The organism is Polaromonas sp. P5_D5 (assembly GCF_054049435.1).
Window position 1 is genome coordinate 192,479 of sequence record NZ_JBFUMJ010000001.1, and the last position, 23,180, is coordinate 215,658.

Sequence of the window (23,180 nt, forward strand, 5' to 3'; positions counted from 1 at the left end):
TGATGGACCCGAAAGCCGAGACGCCGGAAAGCGGCGCCCCTACCCCATCCCGTAAACGACTGAGCCGCCGCGCGTCCATCATCGGCAGCGTGATCGCCGTGCTGGCACTGGCCGGCACCGGCTGGCTGGCCTGGCACCTCACCCATCCCTCCACAGACACTCCAACCGGCGGCGGCCCAGGCGGTCCTGGCGGAGCCTTCAGGCGCGGCGCACCGGCCACCACGGTAGGCGTCGCCACCGCCGAGAAGGCCAGCATCCCGATCGTCCTGGAAGCCCTGGGCACCGTCACTCCCCAGGCCACGGTCAGGGTGCGGCCACAGGTTTCCGGCGTGATGGAAAAGGTTTTGTTCAAGGAAGGCCAGATGGTCAAGGCTGGTGAACTACTGGCCACCATCGACCCGCGCCAGTTTGAGATGGCGCTGATGCAGGCCGTGGGCCAGCGCCAGCGCGACGAGGCCCAGCTGGACAGCGCCCGCGTCACCCTGCAGCGCTTCAAGACCCTGCTCGAGCAGGACTCGATTGCACGGCAGGAAGTCGACACGCAGGCCGCACTGGTCAAGCAGCTGGAAGGCACAGTCGTCATCGACAAGGCCAACGAAGGCACAGCGCGGCTCAACCTGGGCTACACCCGCGTGGTGGCACCCGTCAGTGGGCGCGTGGGCCTGCGCACTGTGGACGTCGGCAATGTGGTGAGTAACAGCGACGCCAACGGCATTGCCCTGATTACCCAGGTCAGCCCGATTGACGTGGTCTTCTCCGTCCCGCAGGACCGGGCGGGCGAGCTGCAGCAAAACGCCGCTGGAAGCACTGCCATGAAAGTCGTTGCGCTGGATCGCACGCGCACCGCCACACTCGATACCGGCGTTTTTGCCTCGCTCGATAACCAGGTGGACACCACCACCGGCACTGTACGGGCCAAAGCGCGCTTTGCCAACAGCAAGCTCACGCTGTTCCCCAGCCAGTTCGTGAACGTGCAGCTGCAGGTCAAGACACTGGAAGACGCGGTGGTGGTGCCCGTCACCGCCGTACGCCTGGGCAGCACCGGCGACTACGTTTATGTGCTGAACGCCGCCGACCGTACGGTATCCCTGCGGCCGGTGCAGCGCGGCCAGGCCACAGCCGAAAAAATCGTGATCACCTCCGGGCTGAAGGCCGGCGAGCGCGTGATCACCGAAGGCGCCGACCGCCTGAAGGACGGCGCCAGTGTGGTGCTGCCAGGCGACACACCCGGCGCCGGCATGGGCGGCAAGCGCCGCGGCGCCAGTGCACCGGGCGGCGGCGCTTCCGCGGCCGGGCGCCAGCGCCCCGCACCCGACACCGCAGGCAGCGCACCGGCAGCGGCACCTTCCACGCCGCCGGCAGCAGCACTGCAGCCCGGCGCTGCGCCGCCTTCCATCGCCGGCCCCACGGCCGAGCAGCGCCAGCGCATGCTCGACCAGGTCAAGGACGACCCGGTCGCGCTGGAACGCCGCAAGCGCTTCCTGGAGCAGATCGACAAGGGCGACCCGGAAGCCCTGGCGCGCTGGCAAGGCATGAAGGACCGCCGCCAGGGCGAACGGCCGGTGCAATGACCCGGGACTCTCACGAATGAGCCGCCGGGCCGTTCCCAAGGCAAATAGCATCGCAGTGCGAAGCACGAAGGTTATTGAATGAGCCCCTCACGCCCCTTTATCCTGCGCCCGGTAGCCACTTCGCTGCTGATGGTGGCCATCGTGCTGGCCGGCCTGGTGGGTTTCAAGTTTTTGCCGCTGTCGGCGTTGCCGCAGGTCGACTACCCCACCATCCAGGTGCAGACGCTGTATCCCGGCGCGAGCCCGGAAGTGATGGCGCAGACCGTGACAGCGCCGCTGGAACGCCAGTTCGGCCAGATGGCCGGCCTCTCGCGCATGAGCTCCACCAGCGCCGCTGGTGTCTCCATCGTCACGTTGCAGTTCGGCCTGGGCCTGGCGCTGGACGTCGCCGAGCAGCAGGTGCAGGCCGCCATCAACGCCGGCGGTTCCTTGTTGCCGGCTGACCTGCCCGCCCCGCCCGTCTATGCCAAGGTCAACCCGGCCGATGCCCCGGTGCTGACACTGGCCATCACCTCCGACACCATGCCGCTAACGGAGGTGCAGAACATCGTCAACACCCGGCTGGCCCTGAAGATCAGCCAGGTCAATGGCGTGGGGCTGGTGTCACTCAGTGGCGGGCAGCGTCCCGCAGTGCGCATCCAGGCCGACACGCGGGCGCTGGCTTCCTACGGCCTCGGGCTTGATTCACTGCGCACTGCGATCTCCGCAGCCAATGCCAACGGCGCCAAGGGCAGCATCGACGGCCCCACACGGTCCTATTCGATCAATTCCAACGACCAGCTGGTCGCCGCGGCCGACTACAAAAACCTCATCATTGCCTTTCGCAACGGCGCGGCGGTACGCGTGTCCGACGTGGCACAGGTGGTGGACAGCGCCGAGAACATCAAGCTGGGCGCATGGTCTGGTCTGAAACCAGCCATCATCCTCAATGTGCAGCGCCAGCCCGGCGCCAACGTCATTGCCACGGTGGATGCCATCAAGGCACGCCTGCCCGAACTGCAGGCCGGCCTGCCCACCTCCCTCAGGGTCGATGTTCTGAGCGATCGCACGACCGGCATACGCGCTTCGGTGATGCATGTGGAAATTGAACTGCTGCTGGCCGTGCTGCTGGTCGTGCTGGTGATCTTTGCTTTCCTGCACAGCCTGCGCGCCACCGTGATCGCCAGTCTGGCCGTGCCGATTTCACTCGTCGGCACCTGCGGCCTGATGTACCTGCTGGGCTACAGCCTCAACAACCTGAGCCTGATGGCGCTGACGATCGCCACCGGCTTTGTGGTGGACGACGCAATCGTGATGATCGAAAACATCTCGCGCTACATCGAGGAAGGTGAAGAGCCGATGGCTGCAGCCCTCAAGGGCGCAACGCAGATCGGGTTCACCATCATTTCGCTGACGGTGTCGCTGATCGCGGTTTTGATTCCGCTGCTGTTCATGGGTGACGTGGTCGGCCGGCTGTTCCGCGAGTTTGCCGTGACGCTGGCCATCACCATCCTGATCTCGGCCGTGGTGTCGCTCACCCTCGTTCCCATGATGTCGGCGAGATGGCTCAAGCACGTGCCGGAAACGGCGGGCGAAGGCCGCATGGCCCAGGCGGGCGCGCGGCTCCAGCTTTTTTTTGACGACGTGATCGCACGCTACGACGTGTGGCTCACCTGGGTGCTCAAACGCCAGGGCGCCACGCTGCTGGTGGCGCTGGCCACCCTGCTGCTCACGGTGTTGCTGTATGTACTGATCCCCAAGGGCCTGTTCCCGACGCAGGACACCGGCCAGCTGCAGGCTCGCGTGGAAACCGCACAGTCGGTGTCCTACGACCGCATGGCCGCGCTGCAGCAGGCCACGGCCAAGGCCATCCTGGAAGACCCCGACGTCGAGACGCTGAGCTCCTTCATTGGTGTGGATGCGGCCAACAACACCATGCTGCATACCGGCCGCATGCTGATCAACCTGAAAAAAGAGCGCACCGGCAGCCAGCAGGAAACCATGGACCGGCTGCAGCGGCGAGCCGCCGCGGTAGCCGGGGTTACTCTGTACCTTCAACCCACGCAAGACCTGACCATCGACGCTGAAACCGGGCCCACGCAGTTCCGCGTATCGCTCGAAGGCTCGAACAACGCCACCGTAGTGGAATGGGCCAACAAACTCACGCAGCGCATGCGGCAGCTCGAAAGCCTGCGCAACGTGTCGTCCGATGCAGGCTCCAGCGGCGCAGGGGCCTACATCACGGTAGACCGCGATACCGCGTCGCGCCTGGCCGTCACGACCTCGTCCATTGACGACGCGCTTTACAGCGCATTCGGCCAGCGCATTGTCTCGACCATCTTCACCGAGACCAACCAGTACCGCGTGATCCTCGAAGCCATGCCCGACTCCTTGCGCACGCCCGCATCGCTGGGCAGCCTGCAACTCAAAACCGGCTCCGGCACGCCAACACCGCTGTCGGCCATTGCCACCATCACGGAGCAAGCGGCCCCGCTGCAGGTTACCCGCGTGGCCCAGTACCCGGCCACCACACTGGGTTTTGACACGGCGCCCGGCGTCTCGCTGGGCAAGGCGGTCGACGAGATCCGGGAGGCCGCCAAAGACATCGCCATGCCAGCCAGCGTGACCATGACCTTTCTGGGCGCGGCGGGCGCCTACCAGGCCTCGCTGTCCAACCAGCTCTGGCTCATCCTGGCGGCCGTGATCTGCGTCTACATCGTGCTGGGTGTGCTGTATGAAAGCTACATCCACCCGCTGACGATCCTCTCGACCCTGCCCTCCGCCGGCGTGGGCGCGCTGCTGGCGCTGATGATCAGCGGGTCAGGCCTCGGGGTGATCGGCATCATCGGCATCATCCTGCTGATCGGCATCGTGAAGAAGAACGCCATCATGATGATTGACTTCGCGATCGACGCCGAACGCAACCAGGACAAGTCACCGCAGGACGCCATCCACCAGGCCGCGCTGCTGCGCTTTCGGCCCATCCTGATGACGACGCTGGCGGCGCTGTTTGCTGCCGTGCCCTTGATGCTGGGCTTCGGCGAAGGCGCTGAATTGCGGAGGCCTCTGGGGTTGGCGATTTTTGGCGGGCTGATTGTGAGTCAGGTGCTCACGCTGTTTACGACGCCGGTGATTTATTTGGCGTTTGACCGGTTGGGGCGGAGGTTTCGGGGGAAAGGGAAAGAGAAGGAGGTTTCCGCGTGAGGCCTGTTGCTCTTTCGTTCTTTCGGGGTGTGCTTTGTCCCGGGGCCGGGGTTGCCGGCGGCAACTCACTTTCTTTTGCTTCGCCAAAAGAAAGTAAGCAAAGAAAAGGCGACCCTGGTTCCTGCGTCCCCTGCGCTTCGCTCCGGGGCAACCTGCGGTACTCGGTCCAGCCGGGGTCAAAAACAACTCGCCTTCGGCTCAAACAAGTTTTTGCCCTGATCCGTCTGGCCCTGCGCTCCTCGGCGCATCCACAAGGGGGTGGAAACAGAAATACCGAACAGCCCACTGCCGAATGCCGGAATCCGAACACCAGAAGAAACAAGGACACGCCATGGCGTGTCCTTGTTGGTATTTGTCTTCGGTCCCCGTTCCCGATCGCCCCTTCTGTATGCGCCGAGGAGCGCAGGGTCAGGCGGATCAGGGATCGCGATTGTCTGAGCCGAAGGCGAGTTCGAGCGAGACCCCGCCTGGACCGAGCACCGCAGGTTGCCCGTAGCGAAGCGGAGGGACGCAGACAGCAGGGTCGCCTTTTCTTTTGCTTACTTTTCTTTTGGCGAAGCAAAAGAAAAGTGAGTAGCCGCCGGGCTACCCCCGGCCAGCTACCCTCAGCAAAAATTCCCGCCGTTCGAACAAAAGTCACCTTCGTCACGGCCAGCGTGGGAGCCACGCCATGAACCTCTCCGAACCGTTCGTCCGCCGCCCGGTAGCCACAGTCCTCCTCACCATAGGCCTGGCCTTGGCGGGCATCGCCGCATTCTTCGTCTTGCCGGTCTCACCGCTGCCGCAAGTCGATTTCCCGGTGATCTCGGTCAGCGCCTCGTTGCCGGGGGCCAGTCCCTCCACCATGGCCAGCAGTGTGGCGACGCCGCTGGAGCGGCGCCTCGGCGTGATCGCGGGCGTCAATGAGATGACGTCCAACAGCAGCAACGGCTCAACCCGTGTCAGCCTGCAGTTTGACCTGAACCGCAAGATCGACGCGGCAGCGCGCGAGGTGCAGGCCGCCATCAACGCCTCGCGCGCCGACCTCCCTGCCACACTGCGCAGCAACCCGACCTACCGCAAAGCCAACCCGGCTTCGGCGCCGGTCATCATCCTGGCGCTCACGTCAAAGACTCGCTCACCGGGCCAGATCTATGACGAGGTCTCCAACCTCGTGCAGCAAAAAATCGCCCAGGTACCCGGGGTCGGCGACGTGGAGCTTGGCGGCGGCTCGTTGCCGGCGGTGCGCGTGGAACTGCTGCCGTTTGCACTCAACCGCTATGGTGTCGCCATGGAAGACGTGCGTGCAGCCCTGCAGGCATCGAACGCCAACCGGCCCAAGGGTGCGATCGAAGGCAACGGCCAGCGCTTCCAGATTTACTCAGGCTCCAACACCGCCAGCGGCGGGCTCAAGGCCGCCGACTACCGCAATCTCGTCGTAGCCTGGCGCAACAACGCCGCCATCCGGCTGCAGGACGTGGCCGAGGTACAGGACGGCGTGGAAAACATCAACACGCTCGGCCTTTTCAACGGCGAGCCGGCGGTGATCGTGCTGGTCACGCGCCAGCCCGATGCCAATGTGATTGCCACTGTCGACGGCGTGCGCGCCCTGATTCCCGAGCTGCAGGCCGCCCTGCCGCAGGACGTGCAGTTGCAGGTGGCATCCGATAGCACCAACTCCATCCGTGCCTCGCTGCACGAGATCGAAGTCACGCTGCTGATTTCCATCGTGCTGGTGGTGCTGGTGGTCAGTGCATTCCTGCGCAGCGCCCGTGCCACCATCATCCCGGCCGTGGCCACTGTCGTCTCCTTGCTGGGCACCTTCGGCGTGATGTACCTGCTGGGCTTTTCACTCAACAACCTGAGCCTGATGGCACTCACCGTGGCCACCGGCTTCGTGGTGGACGACGCCATCGTGGTTCTGGAAAACACCAGCCGACACATCGAGGCCGGCATGGACCGCTTCAAGGCCGCGTTGCTGGGTGCGCGCGAGGTCGGCTTCACCGTGCTGTCGATCAGCCTGTCGCTGGTGGCCGTCTTTATCCCGCTGCTCTTCATGGGCGGGCAGGTAGGCCGGCTGTTCCGCGAATTCGCAGTCACGCTGTCTGCTGCGGTGATGATTTCGCTGGTCATCTCGCTGACCACCACACCCATGATGTGCGCCTGGCTTCTGAGGCCCGACGCGCACGAGAAGAAGACCGGACGTTTTGCTTTTATGGCGCGCTGGTTCGAGCGTGCCTTCAACCGCGTGCACCGCAGCTACGAAGTGAGTCTGGACTGGGCCCTGCACAGCAAACTGCTGGTGATGCTGATTTTGCTGGCGGTGGTCGGGCTCAACGGGTTTCTCTTCGTCAAAGCGCCCAAGGGCTTCTTTCCGCAACAGGACACCGGGCAGATCAACGGCGGCCTGCGCGCCGACCGCAGCATTTCGTTCCAGGCGCTGCAGGGCAAGCTCAAGCAGCTGGTCGACATCATCCGCGCCGACCCGGCCGTGGACACGGTGGTGGGCTTTACCGGTGGTTCCCGTGCGGGCGGAGGCTTCATGTTCATCAACCTCAAGCCGGTGGGGCAACGCGACGTAGCCGGCCAGGCCGTGATTGCGAGGCTGCGCCCGCAGCTGGCACGGGTGACCGGGGTCAGCCTTTTCCTGAACCCCGTGCAGGACCTGCGCGGAGGTGGCCGCCAGACCAACTCGACCTACCAGTACACGCTCAAAAGCGACAACGCGGCCGACTTGCGCGTATGGGCCACACGCCTGGCAGACCAGATGAAACTGCAGCCCGCCCTGACCGACGTGGACACCGACCAGCAGGAAAACGGCGTGGAAACCATGGTCACCGTGGACAAGGAAAGCGCGGCACGCCTGGGCATCAGCTCACGCGATGTGGACAACGCACTCTATGACGGCTTCGGCCAGCGCCAGGTGGCCACGATATACGCCGAGCTCAACCAGTACCACGTGATCATGGAAGTGGCGCCGCGCTACACCCGCAGCCCCGAGTCGCTGAAAGATATTTACGTACCGGCCAAGGGGGCTGGAGGCAGCACAGCCAACAGCACCGGCACCCAGGCTGCAACCACGGTGGCCACCGCCACCTCTGTGGCCAATCCATCCCTGCGTGACTCTTCGTCGGGCCAGGTCCTGAGCGCCTCGGCCAGCACGATGGTGCCCCTGTCGGCCATCGCCACCTTCAGCGAAAACCCCACCGCCGCTTCGGTCAGCCACGAAGACGGCGAGCTTTCCACTACGGTTTCCTACAACCTCGCCGATGGCAGCACGCTGAGCGACGGCCAGGCCGCGGTGCACCAGGCGGAAGCCGACATCCGGCTGCCCAACAACGTGCGCGGCAGTTTTTCCGGCACGGCGCTCAATGCGCAGCAATCGCAAAACGAGCAGCCCCTCCTGATCCTCGCGGCGCTGGTGGTGATCTACATTGTGCTGGGCATCCTGTACGAAAGCCTGGTGCACCCCATCACGGTGTTGTCCACCCTGCCCTCGGCCGGTGTGGGCGCTGTGCTGGCCTTGCTGCTGTTCAAGCTGGATTTTTCCATCATCGCGCTGATCGGGCTGTTCCTGCTGATCGGCATCGTCAAGAAGAACGCCATCCTGATCATCGACTTCGCCCTGGAAGCCGAGCGGGCTCGTGGCCTTTCCGCGATTGAGGCTGTGCGCGAAGCCTGCCTGCTGCGCTTTCGCCCCATCCTGATGACCACGCTGGCCGCCATTCTGGGCGCGCTGCCGCTGGCCATCGGCTTCGGCGAAGGCGCCGAGCTGCGCCGACCGCTGGGCATCGCCATCATCGGCGGCCTGATCGCCAGCCAGCTGCTGACATTGCTCACCACACCGGTGGTCTATGTGCTGATGGACAAGCTGCGCCGGCGCAGTCCTTCCGAGCGCCAACTCAGCCGTCACCCGGACGAGTCCGATGCGCCGCCGCCCGGCGCCCCGCTCCAACTGCAATGACTGACAACGCCATGAAACACTTTTCCGACACTCACCCCGCATACCGTTCACGCTTTCAGCTTCGCCTGCTGTGCGCTGCGCTGGTGCTTGCCGTTGGCGGCTGCGCGGTCGGCCCCGACTACCAGCGCCCGGCCACGGTCGACGTGAGCACCTACAAGGAAGCGCAAGGCTGGGTCGCGGCAATGCCCGCCGATACGTTGGAGCGCGGCCCGTGGTGGTCACTCTTCAAGGACCCGGTACTGGACCAGCTGGCATCGCGTGTGGAAGTGTCCAACCAGAACGTGGCGGTGGCTGTTGCCGCCTACGCGCAGGCGCGCGCCCTGGTGCGCGAGCAACGGGCATCGCTGTTCCCGACGGTTTCGCTGGATGGCAGCGCCAGCCGCTCGGGCAGCAGTAGCAGCAGCACGACGGGCAACAATGTCGGTGGCCGCGTGGGCAACAACTACCAGCTCAGCATTGGCGGCAGCTGGGAACCCGATGTATGGGGCCGCCTGGGCCGCACCGTGGACGGCGCGAAAGCCAGCGAACAGGCAAGCGCCGCCGACCTGGCTTCGGCCAAACTGTCGGCGCAGGGTGAACTGGCGACCAATTATTTGTCCTTGCGCCAGACAGACGCACAAAAGGCGCTGCTCAAGGACACGATTGACGGCTACAAGCGCGCGCTGGACATCACGCAGAACCGCTACAACGCCGGCATTGCCGCCAAAACCGATGTGCTGCAGGCGCAAACACAGCTGGCCAACGCGCAGGCCGACGACGCCGGCCTGGTGCGCCAGCGCGCCCAGCTGGAGCACGCCATCGCGGTGCTGGTCGGCGAAGCACCTGGCAATTTTTCGATTGCCCCTGTGGCCTGGAACCCTTCAGTGCCTGACGTGCCGGTCGGCATACCGTCCGAGCTGCTGCAGCGCCGCCCCGACATTGCCGCCGCCGAACGCCGCGTGGCCTCTGCCAATGAACAGATCGGCATCGCCAAGAGTGCTTATTACCCCAGCCTGTCGCTGAGCGCATCGGCCGGCCAGGGCGCCAGCCGGGTGGCGGACCTCTTCAAGGCTTCCAGCAGCGTCTGGTCCATCGGCATCTCGGCCGCGCAAGTCCTCTTCAATGCGGGAGCCACCGGCGCACGCGTGGAAGGCGCCGAGGCATCCCACCAGCAGGCAGTGGCGCGCTACCGCCAGGCCGTGCTGGCCGCCTTCCAGGACGTGGAAGACCAGCTGTCGGCTACACGCGTGCTGCTGACCCAGCAGGAACTGCGCCGCCAGGCGTCACAGGCCGCCGACCAGGTCGAGCAGCAGGTGCTCAACCGCTACCGTAGCGGCCAGGTGAGCTACACCGAAGTCATCACCGCCCAGGCCACCGCGCTGAGCGCGCGCCGCGCACTGGTGCAAGCCATGGCCGACCGCCAGACCACGGCGGTGGCGCTGATTCAGTCGCTGGGCGGGGGTTGGCAAACGGGGCAATAAATTGCATGACCCAGCGGACCCAACAGCGTGCCGCGTTTATGCGGTGTGTTAAAGCGCCTGGCCATCAGAACAGCTCAGGCCACCGCAACCGTGTATGGTGTCCCTGGGCAAAGCTTGCGGCATGCTCACCACTCCCGTTAGCGGGTCGTAGCCAATACCGCGCAGATGCAGGGCCAGCGCGGCATCCATGGTCTGCGCATGCTGCGGAAACCACAGAGCGAGCTCCCTTGCCATATGGCGCAAAGACGTGAAATCCCCGGCCTGGGCCATGAGCAAGCCTTCTCGCATGACCTGCAGCACCACCTTGTGCTGCACAGTGTGGCAATTGGAGGATGAAAACCGCGTGTCCAGCATCCACCGGTCTTCGCGGCTGAAGTGCTCATCGGTGTGGTCCACCAGCGCTCGCCAGTGGCCCGGCAACGCATCGTCCGCCGCGTTTTCTGCCAGCGCAAGCAACTCGACAAACTCCCGGTGAGTGTCATCCATCAGGGGGAGTCCGAGCACGAGGGCGTCTGACCATTGAAGATTCGGCATGTGTGCTTCCAATGTTGGCAATACGCCAAGCGTAAGCAATGGCACGGGGCAAAAGCTTGATCCAGGTCATGGAGTGTTCATCCATGACCACACACGCCGATTTCAATTTCTGTTCTTCGCCGGCATTGACGCATATCTCATAGCGGCCGGCGCTCACTCCGTGGACCAAGGCCCGCAATTTTCAGGAAATTTCTCCGCAGCGGATTGCCATCGGCCTCCGGCGGCTATTTCTGGTGCAGCGCCGCCAGGAAAAACCGTGCCGCGTCGCTCATCGGCCTGTCCTTGCGGGTGATGGAGCCAAACGCTTCCATCTTGTGCTGGATGAAGCAGGGCAGGATCTTGAGCAGGCCATGCCGGGCGTAGTTCTCGGCAATCGACTGCGGCATGACGCCCACCATGTCGGTTTCGGCAATCAGGTTGGTCGTCGTGAGGATGGACGCGGTTTCGATCAGGCCCTTGGGCGTGGGCGCCTGCAACATGCGGAACTCCTGCTCCAGCACCTCACGCATCGGGCTGCCTTTGGGCTGCAATATCCATGGGTAGTCCAGCAGGCTGGCAAACTTCACCGCCTTTTTTTGCCCCAGCGGATGGTGCACGCCAGCCACCACGGCCAGCGCCTCATTTTCAAGCGGGGTGAAGGCGTAGTCAGCCCGGTGCTCGTCGCGAATGCGCCCGATGGCAACGTCAAGCACGCCTTCGCGCAGCAGCTCGAACAGCCGGTCGCTGGTGTCCAGCATGACATCGACCGACAGCAGCGGGTAAGCTTTTTTGAGCGCGATGATCGCGTGTGTCAACAAGTTTGGCGACGGCGCCATGATGCTGCCGACCGACACCCGACCGGAGCTGCCCAGCTGCAGCTCGGCCAGCTCACGGGTCATGGACTCGATGGAACCGCGCATGCCGCGGAAATAGCGCAATGCGCTGGCGCCGGCCGGCGTGAGCTTTTGCCCGCGCCCCACCCGCTCGAACAGGCGCTGGCCCAGCGCGGACTCCAGCTCCTGGATCATCTTGGTGGCGGCCGGCTGGGTCATGCCCAGTTCCGCAGAAGCTTTGCGCAAGGTACCGTGTTCACCCACGGCCAGGATGAGTGCGACCTGGCGCATGCGCAGACGGTTGAGCAGCTGGGGAATGGAGGAGCCAGGTGAAGTGTCGGGCATCGGCGGTCTTTCAGGGGGTCAATTCAATTGATCACCATAGGTTATCAAATAATCAGGTATTTTCAATTTACGTTAAGTGTTGCCATCCCTACCATCGAGGCATTCGTTCAAGCTTTCCCGCACAAAGACCCGGAGACAAAGACAATGCCCCGCCTGAAACCCTTTACATTCCTCCCGGCGCTGCTGGCGGCTGCCGCGATGGCCGCCGCCTTCCCCGCGCTGGCGCAAGACTGGCCCAGCAAGCCGGTACGCATCCTGGTGGGATCGGCCCCCGGCGGCGGCACCGACGCCATGGCCCGCGCGGTCGCAGACCGGCTGGGGCCCCTGCTCAAGCAGCCGGTGGTGGTCGAGAACCGCCCCGGCGCCTCCAACACGCTGGCGGCCGACCTGACGGCCAAGGCGACCGACGGCCATACCCTGCTGATGGGTGTTTCGACCGCGCATGCGATTGCCCCGCACCTGCTGAAACTCGGCTATGACAACAACAAGGACCTGGTGCCCGTGGTGTTTGTCGGCGCGGTGCCCAATGTGCTGGTGGTCAACAACGCCCTGCCGGTAGATTCGGTGCAGTCGCTCATCAAGCTGGCCAAATCAAAACCCGGCCAGCTCAACTACGCCACCAGCGGCTCGGGCAGCACGCAACACATCGCGGCCGAGCTCTTCAAGGACCAGGCCGGCGTTTTCATCACGCACATCCCCTATCGCGGCAGCGGCCCGGCGCTGATCGACCTCGTCGGCGGCCAGGTGCAGCTGAGCTTTGACACCATGCCCTCGGTGATCGGCCAGATCAAGAACGGACGCATCAAACCATTGGCGGTGGCCAGCGCGAAACGCAACCCGCAGCTTCCCAATGTGCCCACCATGGCCGAAGCCGGCGTGAAGGGTGTCGAGATGAGCGCCTGGTACGGCATCTACATGCCGGCAGCCACGCCCAAGGCGGTGCAGGAACGTGTCTACGCCGAGGTCACCAAGGTCCTGGCGATGCCGGAAACACAAGCCCGGCTGGGTGCGATCGGCGCGGACCTGACGCCCATGACGCAGGCGCAGTTCGCGCAATTTCATAATGACGAGAACAAGCGCTATGGTGACCTGATCGCCAAGAAAAACATCAAGCTGGACTGATTTTGATGATCCTGAACAAGGAAAAGATGACATGAGCAAGCAGCAGACAACAGAACCGGTGCCTGTCGTCGCACTGACACTGGGCGACGCGGCCGGCATAGGCCCCGAGCTGATTGCCCGGCTGCTGAGTCAGCCCGGCATCACGGCGGGCGCCAACATCGTGCTGGTGGGCGACGCCTGGCTCTGGCAACAAGGCCAGGCCACGGCCCAACAGGCGGTGGCAACGCAAGCCGTGAGCAGCTTGGCCGAAGTGCGCAACCGTGCCGACAGCAGCCTGCCCGCCTTCCTGGCCACAGACACGATTCAGCCAGCGCAAGTACAGCGCAGCCAGGCGCAAGCCGCCTGCGGCGCCGCAGTGCTGCAGGTACTCAACCTCTGCATGGACGGCGCCAAACGCGGCGAAGTCGACGCCATCTGCTTTGCCCCGCTGAACAAGCAGGCCATGAAGCTGGGCGGCCTGAAGCATGAAGACGAGCTGCACCACTTTGCCGAATACCTGGGCGTGACCGGCTACTTCTGCGAGTTCAATACCCTGGGCGACTTGTGGACCGCGCGTGTGTCTTCGCACATTCCGCTGAAAGACGCAGCGGCCATGCTCAGCAAGGAGCGCATCGTCGACGCGACCCGCTTGATTTACGCATCGCTCAAGGCCAGCGGCAACAACAGCCCAAAAGTAGCGGTGGCGGCGTTCAACCCACATGGTGGCGACGGCGGTGTCTGCGGCCGCGAAGAAATCGACATCATCGAACCGGCGGTGGCCGAACTGCGAGCCGGCGGCGTGCCGGTAGACGGCCCCTTCCCGGCCGACACCATCTTCCTGAAAGCGCAGGCCGGCCAGTACCAGGCCATCGTCACCATGTACCACGACCAGGGCCAGATCGCCATCAAGCTCATGGGCTTCAGCAAGGGCGTCACCGTGCAGGGTGGCCTGCCGGTGCCCATCACCACGCCGGCGCATGGCACAGCGTATGACATCGCCGGCCAGGGCGTGGCCGATGTCAACGCCACGCTCAACGCTTTTCGCATCGCCTGCCGCATGGGAGGACGCCTGGCGGCGCCTCCCCAAAGGGAGTAATACGGCTCACCCCACCCCAACCCTCCCCTTCCAGGGGAGGGCTCGAAAGATTCATCTCACACAGGACCTTTAAATGAAGATCAAATCAGTCCGCGCACGTGTATTCGAGTGGAAAGGCAAGACCGTTCCACCGCAAGGCAATTTCTGCTCCAACGCCATGGACCTCGTCTACTCAAAGACAGAGTCCATGAGCACCTTCCGCTTCCATTCGTGGACGGTGGTCGAGATCGAAACCGACGACGGCATCGTCGGCCTAGGCAACGTCGCGCTGGCGCCGCACATCGCCAAAGCCATCATCGACCAGTACCTCACGCCGCTGGTGCTGGGCCAGGACCCCTGGGACTACGAATACCTGTGGCAGCGCATGTACCGCAGCACCCACGCCTGGGGCCGCAAGGGTGTGACCATGGCTGCCATCTCCGCGGTGGACCTGGCGATCTGGGACATCCTGGGCAAGTCGGTCAACAAGCCGGTGTTCAAGCTGCTGGGCGGCCGCACCAAGGAAAAGATTCCCTGCTACTACTCCAAGCTCTACCGTACCGACATCAAGGCCATGCAGGACGAAGCGCAGAAATACCTGGACCAGGGTTTCACCATGTTCAAGTCGCGCTTTGGCTACGGCCCGGCGCACGGCACCAAGGGCGTAGCTGAAAACCTGAAAGCCGTCGAGGCGATCCGCGAAGTCATTGGTTACGACAACGACCTGATGATGGAGTGCTACATGGGCTGGAACCTGGAGTACGCCAAGCGCATGCTGCCCAAGCTGGAAAAATTTCAGCCGCGCTGGGTGGAAGAACCTGTCATTGCTGACGACATCGACGGTTATGCCGAGCTCAATCAGCTCACCAGCATCCCGATCTCGGGCGGCGAGCATGAATTCAGCCTTTATGGCTTCAAACAGCTGCTGGACAAGAAAGCCGTGTCGGTCGTGCAGTACGACACCAACCGTGTGGGCGGCATCACGGCGGCGCACAAGATCAACGCGTTGTGCGAGGCGTACAGCGTGCCGGTGATTCCGCACGCCGGGCAGATGCACAACTACCACCTGACCATGAGCACCCTCGCCTCGCCCATGAGCGAGTACTTTCCGATGTTCGACGTGGAAGTTGGCAACGAGCTGTTCTATTACATCTTTGACGGAGAACCGGTGGCGGAGAACGGCTTCCTGCAGCTCGATGACAACAAGCCCGGCCTGGGCCTGACGATGAAGACCGAGTTCCTCAAAGACTTCAACATCGTCGAATGATCGGCATGAAAGCAAGATACACGGGCGTGTTCCCGGTGGTTCCCACCACTTTCACTGATGCGGGCGAGCTCGATCTGGAAAGCCAGAAGCGCTGTGTTGATTTCATGATCGATGCGGGATCGACGGGCCTGTGCATCCTGGCCAATTTCTCGGAACAGTTTGTACTGTCCGATGACGAGCGGGAAGTCCTCACCGCGGCCATCCTCAAGCACGTAGCGGGCCGCGTGCCGGTGATTGTGACGACCACGCATTTCGGCACCCGGGTGTGCGCCGAACGCAGCCGCCGCGCGCAGGACCTGGGCGCGGCCATGGTCATGGTGATGCCGCCGTACCACGGTGCCACCATCCGCGTGGCGGAAGAAAAGACTTATGAGTTCTTCGCCACGCTGTCGGCCGCCATTGACATTCCCATCATGGTCCAGGACGCACCTGTCAGCGGCACCACCCTGTCGGCAACCTTCCTGGCACGCATGGCCAAAGAGATCCGCAATGTGGCCTACTTCAAGATCGAAACGCCGGGTGCGGCCTCCAAGCTGCGCGAGTTGATTCGGCTGGGCGGCGACGCGATTGAAGGCCCGTGGGACGGCGAAGAAGCCATTACCCTGCTACCCGACCTGGAAGCCGGCGCCACCGGTGCAATGACAGGTGGCGGCTACCCGGACGGCATTCGCAAGATCATGGATGCATGGGTCGCCGGCAAGCGGGATGAAGCCATTACCGAATACACCCGCTGGTTGCCGCTGATCAACTATGAAAACCGCCAGGGCGGCATCTTGACGGCCAAGGCCTTGATGAAGGAAGGAAGCGTGATCGCCTGTGAAGCGCCGCGCCATCCATTTCCCGCCATGCACCCTGAGGTTCGCAAGGGGTTGATCGCCACCGCGCAGCGGCTGGACCCGCTGGTGCTACGCTGGGGCAGGTAAACGGCTTTGGCTGGCCCCTTCACGCGTTCTCTCTCTTTTTCTCTCTCTGTTTCCTTTCAGGCTCCCCCATCTTCAGGACACCCATGCCCCTTCGGGAAACACTCTTGCTGGTGCAGAAATGCGCCCATACCTTCAGCTTTTACGACCTGGCCACCGGCCTGGCGGAAGAACACATCGTCTTGCCCAACTTTCCGCACGAGTTCACGATAGACCCGGTGCGCCGGCTTGCATACGTAGGCCACTATGGCATCGAAACCGCCAGCCATCTGGGAGACGCAGGTGGGCATTCGGTCTTTGTGATTGACCTGGACAAACGCGAGCATGTGGCCACGCTGAACCTCTGGCCGTATTACCGGCCGCATGGCTTGACAGTGGACGGCCAGGGCCGCCTGTTTGTGATGTCTGAGGCACACAACGTGTTGCTGCGCTTCTCGGATCCGGCAAAGGTGCATGTACCGGACCTGGCTGTGTCTTCGGGCGGCTACAAAACCCACCTGTTTGCGCTGACGCAAGATGCACAGACAGCTTATGCGCTGAACCTGCTGTCGAACACCGTCACCAAAATCAGGCCGAACGACCCGACCTTCACACCGGTCGCGATGATGCCCGGCCCGGTGCCCGAGGGCAATGTGCTGTCGGCCGACGAATCACTGCTGTACGTGGCCAACCGCGGCGACGACACCATCGTCGCGGTCGACACGGCCAGCATGAAAGTCGTAGCCTCAGGCAAGACACGGCGCGACCCCAACCGGGTCTACCGCTTCCAGGGCGTGCAAGGCCAGGACCTGCTGCTCACCACTAACTCGGGCGAGCATTCGCTGTCGATATTCGGCCTGGACCTGCAGGAGCAGCGCTGCTTTTCCTTGCCCAGCAACCCGCTGGCCTTGTCGTTTCACCCGGTGGACCGGGCGGTCTACATCTCGTTTCAGGACGAGACGGTGCGCCGCCTCAATCTGGACAGCTTTGCGTTCGAGCAGGAAATCAGGACGCTGCGTGAACCTGATTCGTCCTACGTCTGGCGGCATTGATTCAGCAAGGTCTGTATCCACTCCCGGTTCATGAAGAGCACAGGCACATCGCCCACCTCACTGCCCGCACCTGTGAAGGCGTTTACAGGGCCCGTCGTCGACGCACACCACCACCTGTGGGACCTGTCGAAAGGCCACTACCCCTGGTTGCAGGAAGCGTACGATCCTGGCGCCTTCTTCCTCGGCGACTACCGGCCGATTTGCCGGGATTTCCTCGCAACGGACTACCGGGCCGCTGTAGGGCCTTGCGACGTGGTGGCAACCGTGCATGTGGAAGCCGAACGCAGCCGCCTTGAGCAGGTTGCCGAAACTGCTTGGCTGCATGAGGTTCACGCCAGGCACGGGTTTCCGAACGCCATCGTGGCGCACGCCTGGTTTGACCGGCCTGATAGCGGGGAATGCCTGCTCGCGCAGTCGCAGTTTGAACTGGTGCGCGGCATCCGCAGCAAACCCGTCACATCTGCCGCAGCGGACCAAAGCGTCAAAGGGCAAGCGGGCACCATGCAACACGAAAACTGGCTGCGCGGCTTTTCATTGCTGGAGAAATTCGGCCTGCGGTGGGACCTGCGCGTGCCCGCCTGGCACTTGCCCGAAGCGGCTACCGTGGCAGCGATGTTTCCGAAAGTGCCCATCGCCCTGAACCACCACGGCTTTGCCTGGGACCGCAGCGAAGAAGGCCTCAAACGCTGGCGCGGCTGGATGGAAACGCTGGCCCGGCAGGAAAACGTACACGTCAAGCTTTCCGAGTTCGGCCTGCGCGGCCAGCCTTGGGACTGGCACGAAAACGCGCGCATCGTGCGCGAGACGGTGGCCATTTTCGGCTGGCAGCGCTGCATGTTTGCCAGCAACTTTCCGGTGGCGGGCCTGCGCATAAACTATCCGGACCTGGTTGGCAGTGTGGCCGGCATGCTGGACCACCTGCCGGCAAACCAGCAACATGCGATGATGTGCGATAACGCCTTGCGTTTCTACGCGATTGATGTGGCGCCGCCTGTGGCATTCCCGCAACCTGCGCGCCCTCTCGCCCCTGATCAACCCTGATTTCTTCTGGAGCCACCTCATGTCCACCAAACACGACAACCTCATCGCCGGCCAATGGCTGGCCGGCAGCAGCTACAGCCCGAACCTGAACCCCAGTAATCTCGCCGACGTGATCGGCGAGTACACACAGGCCGACGCCGCAGGGCTGGATGCCGCCGTGCAGGCCGCACAGGCCGCCTTCCCGGCCTGGTCTACCTCGGGCATCCAGGCCCGTTCCGATGCGCTCGACAAGATCGGCACTGAAATCCTGGCACGCCGCGAAGAGCTGGGCACCCTGCTCTCGCGCGAAGAAGGCAAGACCAAACCTGAAGGCATTGGCGAAGCCACCCGCGCTGGCCACATCTTCAAATTCTTTGCCGGCGAATGCCTGCGCCTGGGCGGTGAAACCATGCCGTCGGTTCGCCCGGGCATCGGCGTGGAAATCACGCGTGAACCCGTGGGCGTCGTCGGCCTGATCACGCCGTGGAATTTCCCCATCGCCATCCCGGCCTGGAAGATTGCGCCGGCGCTGGCCTTCGGCAATTGCGTGGTGCTCAAGCCGGCAGACCTGGTTCCAGGCAGTGCCTGGGCCCTGGCCGAAATCATCTCGCGCTCAGGTATTCCGGCGGGCGTGTTCAACCTGGTGATGGGGCCCGGCCGCGTCATCGGCGATGCGCTGGTCAACCATCCGGGCGTCAATGCCATCAGCTTTACCGGCTCGGTCGGCGTGGGCAGCCGCATTGCTGAGGTTTGCGCGAAAAACCTCAAGAAGGTGCAGCTCGAAATGGGCGGCAAGAACCCGCAGGTCATCCTGGACGACGCCGACCTGACCCAGGCCGTGGAACTCAGCGCACAGAGCGCTTTTTACTCCACTGGGCAACGCTGCACAGCATCAAGCCGCCTCATCGTGACCGAAGGCATTTACCCTGCTTTCGTCAAGGCGCTTCAGGAACGCATGGCCCGCATCAAGGTGGGCGACGCCCTGACTGCCGGAACCGACATCGGCCCGGTTTCTTCACAAGCCCAGCTGGAGCAGGACTTAAGCTACATCGCCATCGGCCAGCAGGAAGGCGCGACCTTGTCATTTGGCGGTGACCGCGTACGTTGTCACACCGGCAGCGGCGCCGAAGGCTACTTCATGACACCAGCGCTTTTCAGCGAAAGCACCGCCGGCATGCGCATCAACCGCGAAGAAATTTTCGGTCCCGTTGCCAGCATCATCCGGGTGAAGGACTACGAGGCCGCACTCGCCGCTGCCAATGACACGCCATTCGGCCTGTCAGCTGGCATCGCCACCACCAGCCTCAAATACGCGACCCACTTCAAGCGCCACAGCCAGGCCGGCATGGTCATGGTGAACCTCCCAACCGCCGGTGTGGACTACCACGTGCCGTTTGGCGGCCGCAAGGGCTCCAGCTACGGCCCGCGTGAGCAGGGCAAGTATGCGCAGGAGTTTTTCACGACGGTGAAGACGGCATATACGCTGGCTTGAGTTAGCGAACAATAGGCCGTCGAGCGGCGCGGCTGCCCGGTTGGTTAGACTGGTAACCCACAGGCCAGATGCCTGCGGGTCCACCCCTCTAACCACAGGCCTGAACGATGCGTTTCTTTCGCAGCTTCAACGACTTTCCCAAACTGCTGCTCGCCCTGACAGCAGCCTACTTCCTCGCCAGTCTCGGCCATTTCAGCCACAACGCCGAGTTCATCTGCGAATATCCGAACCTGCCGGCCTGGCTAACACGTGCGCAGGTTTATGGGGTGTGGGCTGCCATCACTTCGGTGGGTGCCGTTGGCTTGCTGCTCATGCGCAAAAAATTCGTGGCTATGGGCCTGCTGCTGATGGCTGTTTACGCGGCGTTAGGTTTTGACGGCCTGGGCCACTATGCGTTGGCCCCCATCGAGTTTCATCCTCTGATCGCCAACGTCACAATTCTTTCGGAGGTACTTGCCGCCGCACTTTTGCTGCCGGTAGCCTTGTGGCTGCTGGCGTCACACATATTCCGGGGTCAAACAAAGGTTCAACACCCATGACCCCACAAGTCGTTTTTATCGATGTCGACGACACCATGGTCAGGTCCGTTGGTGCGAAGCGTATTCCCATGCCTGCGGTAATTGCCCAGGTCAGGCGGCTGAAATCCGAAGGCGCAACCTTGTTTCTCTGGAGCTCGGGAGGTGCTGAATACTGCCGAACCACAGCCATCGAACTAGGGATCAGCGAGTGTTTTGAAGCTTATCTGCCAAAGCCTACAGCCTACATTGATGACCAGCCGGTGCATGAGTGGCGATTCTGCAAACATCTCTACCCTTCGCAGGCTGAGAATGCTTAAGCGATTGCTCGGTGCCGGCGAAAGAGTGTCTTTGGGGAAACTGTCGTTTGCCTCGGCCCTCGTCGCCTTCTCATTGTTTCTTGCGTTGTGGTGCGTTCATCGCGCCGGCGGTGTGCTCTTCGGGGGCAAGCTATTGAACGCGCTGAACCGGCTGGGCATGGTGCGGCAAGAACGCAGCTATATTGCCGAACTCCAGCCAAGCAGCGTCTTTGCGCTGAATGACGCCAACGCTGTTATCTGGTTGACCTGCCTTACGTTCATTCTTGCCGGGCTTGGCCTTGTCCTGGCGCTTTGCTCAGAATACAAACGTGAATCCACGCTTTACGCCAGCACCGGTTTTATCGTGGCGACACTCGGTATCGGACTGCTTTATCCACTGGTCATGGTTACGACGCAGACCGCGGGAGCTATTGCACTCATCGGCATCAGGAAACACCGTACGCGCACTGACCGGACTGCCCTGCCAGACAAGAACTCGGGGTTCCGCGCGTCTGAGTGTTAAATGGCTCACCCATCAAACAGGGCTCTCACATGAATCACCCCTTGCGCTGCCAATGCGGCACACTCCGCGGCCATGTCAGTCACACCGAATCGGTATGCCGGGGTATCTGCTACTGCAAAGACTGCCAGGCCTACGCCCACTTTCTGGGCAAAGCCGACGAGATTCTGGATGAAATGGGCGGATCGGACGTGGTCGCCACGCTGCCCCAACACGTCACCTTCACCCACGGCCAGGAGGCGCTCACCTGCATGTCGCTCAGTGACAAGGGCATGTTGCGCTGGTATGCCAGCTGTTGCAACACACCGATCGGCAACACCTCGCGTGACTTCAAGGTCTCGCATGTCGGCCTGCTGCACAACTGCCTGAAAGATCCGTCAACAAGTCTCGACGCCGCCTTCGGCCTTGTGCGCATGAAAGTCGGCATGAAGAGCGCCAAAGGTAACCCCAAAGCCATGCCGGTCAGCACCAGCGTGTCCATTCTCCGGTTCATGGCGACACTGATACGCACGAGGCTCAATGGCGGCTACAAGATCACGCCCTTCTTTAACCCGGATGATGGGATGCCACGCGTATCACCCAAGGTGCTCACGCCGGATGAGCGGGCTCGCTTGATGGAGGCCGTAGAGGCTTCCTAGCCTGTTCGACGGATCGCTATCGATTTAATAGCTGCTTGCGCCCGCCCTTAAAGAGTTGCAGCCGCTATCTTCCTGAATAAATCGCTCAGGACCGCACCGTATTCGCCACCCGCTCGGCGCAACTTTTCGCCTGGGCCGCATCGCGCGCTTCGACCATCACACGCAGCAGCGGTTCGGTGCCACTGGCACGAATCAGCAGGCGGCCCGTGTTGCCCAGCTCGGCTTCCACCGTTTTGGTCATGTCGGCCAAGGGTTTGCTGCTCTGCCAGTCCTGGTCGGGCTTGAGGCGCACGTTGACCAGCGTCTGCGGGAACAACACCACATCGCTGAGCAGCTGGGCCAGAGTTTTCTTGCTGCGCACACAGGCCTGCAACACCTGCAGCGCGCTGATGAGGCCGTCACCGGTGGTGTGCTTGTCGAGCGCCAGCAGATGGCCCGAACCCTCACCGCCCAGCAGCCAGCCACGTTTTTCAAGCTCTTCGAGCACATAGCGGTCGCCAACCTTGGCGCGTACAAATTCCACGCCTTTGGCTTTCAACGCGACTTCCACGGCCATATTGGTCATCAGGGTGCCCACGGTGCCGGGTACTTTCTCGCCACGCGCCAGCCGCTCGTTGACCATCAGGTACAACACCTCGTCGCCGTTGAAAAGCCGGCCTTCGGCGTCCACGATCTGCAGCCGGTCGGCGTCGCCGTCCAGCGCAATGCCGTAGTCCGCCTTGCTGGCCTTGACCTTGGCTATCAGCGCCTCGGGGTGCGTCGCACCGACTTCGTGGTTGATGTTGAGGCCGTCGGGTGCGCAGCCGATGGCAATGACTTCAGCGCCCAGTTCATGAAAGACCATGGGGGCGATGTGATAAGCCGCACCGTGGGCACCGTCCACCACGATCTTCAGACCGCGAAGCGTCAGGTCATTGGCAAAGGTGCTTTTGCAAAATTCGGTATACCGCCCTGCCGCATCATCAAGACGGCGGGCTTTGCCCAAAGTCGCAGAATCGGCCCAGACGGGTGGCTCGTCGAGCGCAGCTTCCACGGCCAGTTCCCACGCATCATCGAGCTTGGTGCCCTGCGCGCTGAAAAACTTGATGCCGTTGTCGGGGTAGGCGTTGTGGCTCGCACTGATGACGACCCCCAGGCTGGCGCGTTGGGCCCGCGTGAGGTAGGCCACACCCGGCGTAGGCAAGGGGCCGAGCAGCACTACATCGACGCCGGCGGAGTTGAAGCCGGACTCCAGCGCGCTTTCCAGCATGTAGCCGGAAATGCGGGTGTCCTTGCCGATCAGCACCGTAGGGCGGGATTCGGTCTTGCGAAGGACCCGGCCGACCGCGTGCGCAAGCCGTAAGACGAAGTCGGGCGTGATGGGCGGCTGGCCCACCGTTCCGCGAATGCCGTCGGTGCCGAAGTATTTTCTGGTCATGGAGTTTTGTCCCTGTGGAGCTTGTTGTTCTTGAAAC

18 protein-coding genes are annotated in these 23,180 nt (G+C 63.0%); 15 read left to right on the plus strand and 3 right to left on the minus strand.

The features are described 5' to 3' along the window. Positions 1 to 2: 2 nt before the first annotated feature. The 4 genes from ACXJKE_RS00980 to ACXJKE_RS00995 all read left to right on the plus strand — a co-directional run bounded on the left by ACXJKE_RS00980 (position 3) and on the right by ACXJKE_RS00995 (position 10,157). Positions 3 to 1,571, plus strand: coding sequence for an efflux RND transporter periplasmic adaptor subunit (locus tag ACXJKE_RS00980; RefSeq protein ID WP_457278708.1), 1,569 nt, complete (start codon positions 3 to 5; stop codon positions 1,569 to 1,571). 78 nt (positions 1,572 to 1,649) lie between these two features. Further along, positions 1,650 to 4,754, plus strand: a complete 3,105-nt coding sequence (locus ACXJKE_RS00985; protein WP_457278709.1) for an efflux RND transporter permease subunit — start codon at positions 1,650 to 1,652, stop codon at positions 4,752 to 4,754. Positions 4,755 to 5,424: 670 nt separating this feature from the next. Further along, the gene (locus tag ACXJKE_RS00990) at positions 5,425 to 8,697 is read left to right on the plus strand and encodes an efflux RND transporter permease subunit (protein ID WP_457278710.1); all 3,273 of its coding nucleotides are present in this window, start codon (positions 5,425 to 5,427) and stop codon (positions 8,695 to 8,697) included. A gap of 11 nt (positions 8,698 to 8,708) precedes the next feature. Next, positions 8,709 to 10,157 carry an efflux transporter outer membrane subunit gene (locus ACXJKE_RS00995; RefSeq protein WP_457278711.1) on the plus strand — a complete coding sequence of 483 codons (1,449 nt, stop codon included), beginning with the start codon at positions 8,709 to 8,711 and terminating at the stop codon, positions 10,155 to 10,157. A gap of 48 nt (positions 10,158 to 10,205) precedes the next feature. Here ACXJKE_RS00995 and ACXJKE_RS01000 read toward each other — a convergent pair whose 3' ends face one another. Both ACXJKE_RS01000 and ACXJKE_RS01005 read right to left on the minus strand, forming a co-directional pair. After that, positions 10,206 to 10,691 carry a hemerythrin domain-containing protein gene (locus tag ACXJKE_RS01000; RefSeq protein WP_457278712.1) on the minus strand — a complete coding sequence of 162 codons (486 nt, stop codon included), beginning with the start codon at positions 10,689 to 10,691 and terminating at the stop codon, positions 10,206 to 10,208. Between the two features lie 224 nt (positions 10,692 to 10,915). Continuing rightward, entirely contained in the window at positions 10,916 to 11,848 is a 933-nt protein-coding gene (locus ACXJKE_RS01005) for a LysR family transcriptional regulator (RefSeq protein WP_457278713.1), read from the minus strand. A 144-nt stretch (positions 11,849 to 11,992) separates the two neighbouring features. On the opposite strand from ACXJKE_RS01005, the gene ACXJKE_RS01010 reads away from it, so the two are divergent. The 11 genes from ACXJKE_RS01010 (at position 11,993) to ACXJKE_RS01060 (ending at position 21,726) form a co-directional block, all read left to right on the plus strand. Next, a complete protein-coding gene (locus ACXJKE_RS01010) occupies positions 11,993 to 12,970 on the plus strand; it encodes a Bug family tripartite tricarboxylate transporter substrate binding protein (RefSeq protein WP_457278714.1) in 978 nt (325 codons plus the stop codon). Positions 12,971 to 13,001: 31 nt separating this feature from the next. After that, on the plus strand, positions 13,002 to 14,045 hold the full coding sequence (locus tag ACXJKE_RS01015; protein WP_457278715.1) for a 4-hydroxythreonine-4-phosphate dehydrogenase PdxA: 1,044 nt from the start codon (positions 13,002 to 13,004) through the stop codon (positions 14,043 to 14,045). A 73-nt stretch (positions 14,046 to 14,118) separates the two neighbouring features. Beyond that, positions 14,119 to 15,291, plus strand: a complete 1,173-nt coding sequence (locus ACXJKE_RS01020; RefSeq protein WP_457278716.1) for an L-rhamnonate dehydratase — start codon at positions 14,119 to 14,121, stop codon at positions 15,289 to 15,291. 5 nt (positions 15,292 to 15,296) lie between these two features. Continuing rightward, on the plus strand, positions 15,297 to 16,214 hold the full coding sequence (locus ACXJKE_RS01025) for a dihydrodipicolinate synthase family protein (protein ID WP_457278717.1): 918 nt from the start codon (positions 15,297 to 15,299) through the stop codon (positions 16,212 to 16,214). A gap of 83 nt (positions 16,215 to 16,297) precedes the next feature. After that, positions 16,298 to 17,242: a YncE family protein gene (locus ACXJKE_RS01030; protein ID WP_457278718.1), complete on the plus strand. Its 945-nt coding sequence runs from the start codon at positions 16,298 to 16,300 to the stop codon at positions 17,240 to 17,242. Positions 17,243 to 17,272: 30 nt separating this feature from the next. Further along, on the plus strand, positions 17,273 to 18,283 hold the full coding sequence (locus ACXJKE_RS01035) for an amidohydrolase family protein (RefSeq protein WP_457278719.1): 1,011 nt from the start codon (positions 17,273 to 17,275) through the stop codon (positions 18,281 to 18,283). Positions 18,284 to 18,302: 19 nt separating this feature from the next. Further along, entirely contained in the window at positions 18,303 to 19,754 is a 1,452-nt protein-coding gene (locus ACXJKE_RS01040; RefSeq protein ID WP_457278720.1) for an aldehyde dehydrogenase family protein, read from the plus strand. 107 nt (positions 19,755 to 19,861) lie between these two features. Further along, the gene (locus ACXJKE_RS01045) at positions 19,862 to 20,293 is read left to right on the plus strand and encodes a hypothetical protein (protein ID WP_457278721.1); all 432 of its coding nucleotides are present in this window, start codon (positions 19,862 to 19,864) and stop codon (positions 20,291 to 20,293) included. After that, positions 20,290 to 20,589, plus strand: a complete 300-nt coding sequence (locus ACXJKE_RS01050; RefSeq protein ID WP_457278722.1) for a DUF705 domain-containing protein — start codon at positions 20,290 to 20,292, stop codon at positions 20,587 to 20,589. Before ACXJKE_RS01045 ends, ACXJKE_RS01050 begins: the two co-directional genes overlap by 4 nt. After that, on the plus strand, positions 20,582 to 21,091 hold the full coding sequence (locus ACXJKE_RS01055; protein WP_457278723.1) for a hypothetical protein: 510 nt from the start codon (positions 20,582 to 20,584) through the stop codon (positions 21,089 to 21,091). The genes ACXJKE_RS01050 and ACXJKE_RS01055 overlap by 8 nt, the downstream gene beginning before the upstream one ends. Before the next feature lie 29 nt (positions 21,092 to 21,120). Continuing rightward, positions 21,121 to 21,726: a DUF6151 family protein gene (locus ACXJKE_RS01060; protein ID WP_457278724.1), complete on the plus strand. Its 606-nt coding sequence runs from the start codon at positions 21,121 to 21,123 to the stop codon at positions 21,724 to 21,726. Between the two features lie 85 nt (positions 21,727 to 21,811). Here the strand turns inward: ACXJKE_RS01060 and glmM are convergent, their stop codons facing one another. Continuing rightward, positions 21,812 to 23,143: a phosphoglucosamine mutase gene (gene glmM / locus ACXJKE_RS01065; RefSeq protein ID WP_457278725.1), complete on the minus strand. Its 1,332-nt coding sequence runs from the start codon at positions 23,141 to 23,143 to the stop codon at positions 21,812 to 21,814. Positions 23,144 to 23,180 lie beyond the last annotated feature (37 nt).